6 protein-coding genes are annotated in these 6,058 nt (G+C 62.5%); 4 read left to right on the forward strand and 2 right to left on the reverse strand.

Annotated elements, in window-relative coordinates:
• Window positions 1-21: 21 nt before the first annotated feature.
• Window positions 22-879, reverse strand: a complete 858-nt coding sequence (locus ACH2DW_RS10990; RefSeq protein WP_394929794.1) for an SDR family NAD(P)-dependent oxidoreductase — start codon at window positions 877-879, stop codon at window positions 22-24.
• A gap of 72 nt (window positions 880-951) precedes the next feature.
• On the opposite strand from ACH2DW_RS10990, the gene ACH2DW_RS10995 reads away from it, so the two are divergent.
• From ACH2DW_RS10995 to ACH2DW_RS11010, 4 genes are all read left to right on the forward strand, one after another.
• Window positions 952-1,278 (forward strand): zinc ribbon domain-containing protein YjdM, encoded by a 327-nt coding sequence (locus ACH2DW_RS10995; RefSeq protein ID WP_394929795.1) that lies wholly within the window; start codon window positions 952-954, stop codon window positions 1,276-1,278.
• 300 nt (window positions 1,279-1,578) lie between these two features.
• Window positions 1,579-4,098 (forward strand): putative bifunctional diguanylate cyclase/phosphodiesterase, encoded by a 2,520-nt coding sequence (locus tag ACH2DW_RS11000; RefSeq protein WP_394929796.1) that lies wholly within the window; start codon window positions 1,579-1,581, stop codon window positions 4,096-4,098.
• A 78-nt stretch (window positions 4,099-4,176) separates the two neighbouring features.
• Window positions 4,177-4,731 (forward strand): HdeD family acid-resistance protein, encoded by a 555-nt coding sequence (locus ACH2DW_RS11005; protein ID WP_394929797.1) that lies wholly within the window; start codon window positions 4,177-4,179, stop codon window positions 4,729-4,731.
• Between the two features lie 16 nt (window positions 4,732-4,747).
• Entirely contained in the window at window positions 4,748-5,512 is a 765-nt protein-coding gene (locus ACH2DW_RS11010; RefSeq protein ID WP_394929798.1) for an endonuclease/exonuclease/phosphatase family protein, read from the forward strand.
• On the opposite strand, the gene ACH2DW_RS11015 is transcribed toward ACH2DW_RS11010, so the two are convergent.
• Window positions 5,497-6,058: hypothetical protein (locus ACH2DW_RS11015; protein WP_394929799.1), on the reverse strand; the 562-nt coding region annotated here is incomplete at its 5' end. The two genes, ACH2DW_RS11010 and ACH2DW_RS11015, sit on opposite strands and share 16 nt — an antisense overlap.

Below are 6,058 nucleotides of genomic sequence, written 5' to 3' on the forward strand. Positions count from 1 at the left end.
GGGCTGCACTGAGTCAGACGTTCACAGCCGTCTCACCGATGCCGCCTGACCCGTTGTGCCGTGCGCGATTCCGACGACTCTGTCCAGATTCTGCGTGCCACCGAGCCGCCCATAGAGGCGAGTGCCCGCCGAACTGATCCCACCGTCGACCACGATCGATGTGCCCGTGACAAATGCCGCGTCGGGTCCTGCCAGCCAGAGCGCTGCGCCGGCGATGTCGGACCCCTCGCCTCGCTTCGGGAGCGGCTGCAACTCGCTCATCACGGTCTCGGCATCAGCCTCGTCGCCTCGATGCATCAGCGGCGTGAAGATGATGCCCGGGCAGATCGCATTGACCCGGATCGAGTGCGCGGCCAGTTCGTTCGCGGTGGTCTCGGTCAGGTTGATGACTGCTGCCTTGGCTGCCGAGTAGGCCTGCGGGCCTCCCCCACCGCCGAGGCCGGCCACCGACGCGGTGTTGATGATCGACCCGCCCGCCCCCTGCTCGATCATTTGGCGGGCCGCATGCTTGGTTCCAGTGAAAACGCCTCGGACCAGTACGCCGAAGGTTGTGTCCCAATCGTCGGACTCGATCTCGGTAATGGGCCCGAATGCTCCACCCACACCCGCGTTGTTGAACATGATGTCGAGTCGGCCAAATGAATCGACCGCGGCGCGCACCACCGCTGCGACATCAGCTTCGACGGACACGTCACAACGCTCGAACCGAACAGCATCCCCCAACTCCGCTGCGACACGCTCTCCGGCCTCGACGTTGAGGTCAGCGACGACAACCGACGCGCCCTCGGCGACAAAGCGCTGGACGGTTGCCAGTCCCATGCCGCTTGCCCCACCAGTGACCACGGCGACAGCTCCACTCAGTACTCCGGTTCTCGACATGACGTCACTCTGCCAGCGACGTCACCATCTCAACGAGACGCGAACGCCGCGGGCCGCTGATACACACTCGCCATGGCTGATCTCCCGAACTGCCCGATCTGCACCATGCCGGAGCCGCTCCTTGCCGACGACGGCTACGAATGCGGAACGTGTGGGCATGAATGGCTTGGAGACGCCGACAACGGGCTGGGCAACATCCGCGATGCCAACGGCAATCTGTTGACCGACGGCGACGCCGTGACTGTGATCAAGGACCTCAAGACGGACGGCAAAGCCGGCGGCGTCAAGTCGGGCACCAAGATCAAATCAATCAGGTTGGTCTCGGGCGATCATGAGATCGAGGCCAAGGTTGATGGCCGACAACTGCTGGTGAAAGCCGAGTTCGTCAAGAAAGCCTGAAGAACGAGTCACCCGGCAAACTCCACGCTCTGAGCTGTCGGGTCACAGAGCGTGACAATTCTGGGGCTTCGACCGAGCCGAAAATCAGAACTCGCTCAAGATGACCACTCAACCATTTGCAGCAAGTTGCCGATGATGTTGTATGGATCTTGACTCGTTGCTACCTGGCGCCGGGCGCATTGGACTTGGCGGACACCTCATGCTGCGGCGGCAGATCACTCCACACAACTCGATTCGTCACATCGCCGCCGTCGCATCGACTGGCGCCTCCGTTCCCGAACCTACGGCAGGAGACCAACCGTGACCGTCGGATCTGAGATCGCGACCCCGGAGGTTCACGAGGGGCCCAGGTCATCGCGTGCGGTGTACGGCGTGCTCCTGATCTCTGCTGCCCTCCTTGCCGCGAGCGGGTGGCTTCTGTCCACGACGGCGCTCAACGTGAGCGCCCGACAGGGACCCTGGTGGATTGGCATTGCCATCCTCGTCGGGTTCGGCCTGGCCGAGCGCTTCGCATTCCACATGGAATACCGTCGCGAAACGATGTCCTTCACGCTGTCGGAGGTCCCCGCAGCGTTCGCTCTCGTCTTCTTGGGTCCCGTGGCCGCCATTGTTGTCCGCCTCATTGGCAGCTTGACCGTCTTCTTCTTCACAATGCGGCCCGCCCGCCACAAGCTCGCGCTCAACGGCGCGTTGTTCTCGTTCGAGACCGCCCTCACCTTCGCGATTCTTCACTGGGTCTGCGATATGCCAAACCCATCTGATGGGCAACTCCTCGTCACCATCGCTGTGGCGCTCGCCGTCGCATCGTTCGTCGGCTCGCTGGTCGTCTCCGTCGCCATTGCCTGCTTCGAAGGTCGCGTCGTCGAACGCCTGATCGCGGAGCTGAAGACAAACATCGTGCTCGGCCCAGTGAGCGCGGCGGTCGCGGCGATGGCACTCGCTCCCGCGCTCGTCGGGCTCGCCTATGCCCCGCTGGCGGTTCTCCCGGTCGCTGCGGTGTGGTTTGTGCTGCGCCAGAATGGGCGCCTCGCAGAACGCCACCGCAACCTGAGCGCAGTACACGACTTCACCCGCCGAATTGGCGAATCGATTCAGCTCGTTGAACTCGTCCCACGCGCGCTTGACGAGTCGATGCAGCTGTTACGTGCCGACGCCGGCAGCATCGATCTCCACGACGTGGTGTGCGCGGAAGGCTGGACATCCTTGAGGTGTGTCGCCAACCCTGCCGAGCCCGCACACCTTGTCGGTATCACCGATACACCACCGGACGCCTTTGCGACCGAGCCAGCGACGAGCGAGGTCGCCCAGCTACCAGCAGGCAGCGGCACGAAGCGGATGGTCGTTCCGATCGTCGATGGACAGGGCGAGATGGGCACCCTGATGCTCACCGGTCGAGCTGGAATCACCGATGAGTTCGGTGACGACGACGTGACTCGCGCCGGACACATCGCCGATCAGCTCGCCACCAGCGTGCGAAATTCGCTGATGCACGCCCGCGCTGAGAGCGATGCGCTGCGCGATTCGCTCACGGGACACTTGAATCGAGCCGGCTTCGACCGCCACGTCGCCGACGCCACGGACCGGGCCGCCGTGAATCAATGCACTGCAGTCCTGATGCTCGACCTCGATCGCTTCAAGGAAGTCAACGACACGCTCGGGCACCAAGCCGGAGATCAGGTGCTCATCGAGTTCTCCACCCGTTTGGCCGCCGAGCTGGAATTCATGGACGTGCTCGCTCGCTTCGGCGGCGATGAGTATGCAGTGCTCGTCAATCGCAACAGCGATCGCGAGGTCATGCAGTTGGCTCAACGGCTCGTCGAGGCGTCGAGGGTGCCGTTCGTCCTGGGCGGCTTCAACGTGGTCGTGGCTGCCAGCGTGGGTGTTGCACCAATCAAGTTGGGCGACACCACGAACGACGTCGTTCGGCGCGCCGACATCGCGATGTACGCCGCGAAAGCCCAGCACACCGGATGCGAGATGTACAGCGTCGATATCGATCGTCGAACGCCCGAGCGACTCTCGCTCCTGGGCGACCTGCGCGTTGCTCTCGACCACGACGAACTCGAAGTGCACTATCAACCCAAACTCGACCTCGCGACCTCAACGGTCATCGGCGTCGAGGCACTTGCGCGGTGGCGCCATCCGGTGCGCGGTTGGGTGCAACCAGACGACTTCATTCCTGTTGCTGAGGAGACCGGATTGATCAAGGCGGTCACTGATCGAGTACTCGCTCTGGCCATTCGCGACGCTCGCTCCTGGCTTGATGCCGGATTCGACCTCACGGTCTCCGTCAACCTCTCGACCCTCGATCTCGTCGATGAACTGCTTGCTGACCGAATCGAACACCGGCTGAGCGAGCACAACCTTGATCCGAGTCGGCTCACGCTGGAGATCACCGAGTCGTCGTTGATGCTCGACACCCCGCGCACGATGTTGACGGTTGAGCGGCTCGCCCAGCTGGGCGTGATGTTGTCGCTCGACGACTTTGGGACGGGCTATTCATCGCTCAGCTATCTACGCCGGCTCCCCGTCGCAGAGCTCAAGATCGATCGCAGCTTCATCAGCAACCTGCTCCTCGACCCGCAGGATGAGGCCATCGTGACCTCCACCATTCTGCTGGGCCACAACCTCGGCCTCAAGATCGTCGCGGAGGGTGTTGAAAGTGCAGAGGTCTCGACACATCTCCTCAAGATCGGGTGTGACGTTGCACAAGGCTTCGGCGTCTCCCGGCCGCTGCCAGAATCCAAGCTCCTGACCTGGATCGGTACCACCGAGCATTTGATTCGACGCATCGCGGTGCCGGACCACGCCCCAGCCTGATTCGGCCAACCGTACGCCTGATCCATCGCCACGGTTCGTTACGCTCACGCATGACCAGCCAAACGGGAGAAGGACACCATGCAGACAACCGAACTCGATGACGCCGTTCCCGGCCTCGGAATGGCTCGCGAATGGCCAGCGCTCATGTTCGTTGGCGTCATCACCGTCATCATGGGTGTCATCGTGCTGGCCTGGCCCAGCCAGACGTTGGCCGTCATCTCCGTCCTCATCGGAATCCAGTTCATCGTGTTCGGCCTGTTTCGTCTGATCGAAGCGTTCGCCGGCGAGACCGCCGGGGTGGTCGGGTTTGTCGGCGTGTTGCTCATGATCAGCGGTGTGATCGTGTTGCGCAACCCGTACGAGACTGTCGCCATCCTCGCCACAATTCTTGGCGTTGTCTGGATCGTCTCGGGCTCGATCGACGTGGTGGCCGCAATCGCCGACCGCGAATCGGGTGGCCGTGGCCTCCGCATTCTGAGAGGCCTGGTCGCAGCCATCGCCGGCATCGTCGTCGTTTCGTGGCCGGCTCCGACCGTCACCGTCATCGCTTGGATCGCAGGCCTTCAGCTCGTCATCTTCGGACTGATCATCATCGCCACTGCCTTCTCGTTCCGGACCCTGGTCGACGACTGAACTCGTCGCTCATCGCATGGCCTCCGCGTCGCAAACGTTCCAAGGCGGCGTCAGCACGGGTGACTCTCGGGCGATCCCCGCTCAACTTCTCGTCGTCTCCTGGAATATTCAGTTTGGCGTTGAAGCCGCCGCAGCAGCAGCAGCGCTGCTTGAGTCCCCGCAACTCCGGGACGCCGACCTGATCCTCTTGCAGGAGATGGATGAACAAGGCACCGAGCTCGTGGCACGAACGGTTGGGTTGGAGTACGTGTACGTCCCGGCCTCGGTGCACCCTCAGACTGGCCGCAACTTCGGTAACGCCGTACTCTCACGTTGGCCGCTGTCGGACCCAGGCGTGGTGTCGCTGCCTTACACCTCAGCCGTGCAAGGCCAGCCTCGTCACCTTGTGCATGCTGTGGCACACGTCGGTCCTATGCGCATCCGAGCCTGCAGCGTGCACACCGAGGTCGCCACGCTGAGTCCTGCCAAGCGTCGGAGGCAGTTCGCTGCCATCGGTGACGTCACCTCTGCAGGTCCAGATGAGCTACTTGTTATCGGTGGCGACTTCAACACCCTGACTCGCCGCGGGATCGAAGCCGTGACCTCGCGGCTTGCATCAATTGGTGCGCGCCGCGCGACCGAAGGTGCAGGTCCGACGTTGCGCAGGGGAGGCCGAGAATTCTCTCTCGACCACATATATACGCGGTCATTCACGCCAATATCTTGCGGAGTTGTCGCAGGCCTCAGCGCCAGTGATCATCGTCCAATTTGGGCTCGCCTTGCTCCTCAGGTCACTGCGTAAGACAGCGCATCTGTGGCGGACTGAACTTCTTGACGCCGCTGAGACACGGTAGTGGTGCTCTCGGCAATCAACTGTTCCATCTCTGAGGCGTTCGGATCTTTTCGAAGCCGCACACTGGTTTCGAGCGCTCCGCGTAGGCTCGCCACGCTGATCGACAGCGTACGCAATGCGTCGCTCAGGTTCGCATGCTCGGCGCTGTTCGCCAACGCCTGGCATCGATTCTCAAGGTCCACGGCACGGGTTCGCACGGTCTGCCAGGCAAGCTCCAGTTGCTGCACATCCGTCGAGCGAAGCACGTCAATGCTGCCTTGATCGGCTAACCAACGGCTCAGTCCAACAATCTCGCCAGCAGACCGACGGCTGGCGCTTCGTTCCGCCTGCTGCTTGTCTGAGCGACGCGATGCGGACGCGACAATTCCAGCAATTAACGCGAAACCGGCAAGCGCAATGAGGATGATTGCAAACCACTGATTGCTCGTCAGTCCACCGTCGGATTCGCCATCGTCTGGTGTCTGCGCCGGCGGCTGCTCTGGCTCTGGCTCTGGC

It is taken from the genome of uncultured Ilumatobacter sp., assembly GCF_963980585.1.
Classification (GTDB): domain Bacteria; phylum Actinomycetota; class Acidimicrobiia; order Acidimicrobiales; family Ilumatobacteraceae; genus Ilumatobacter_A.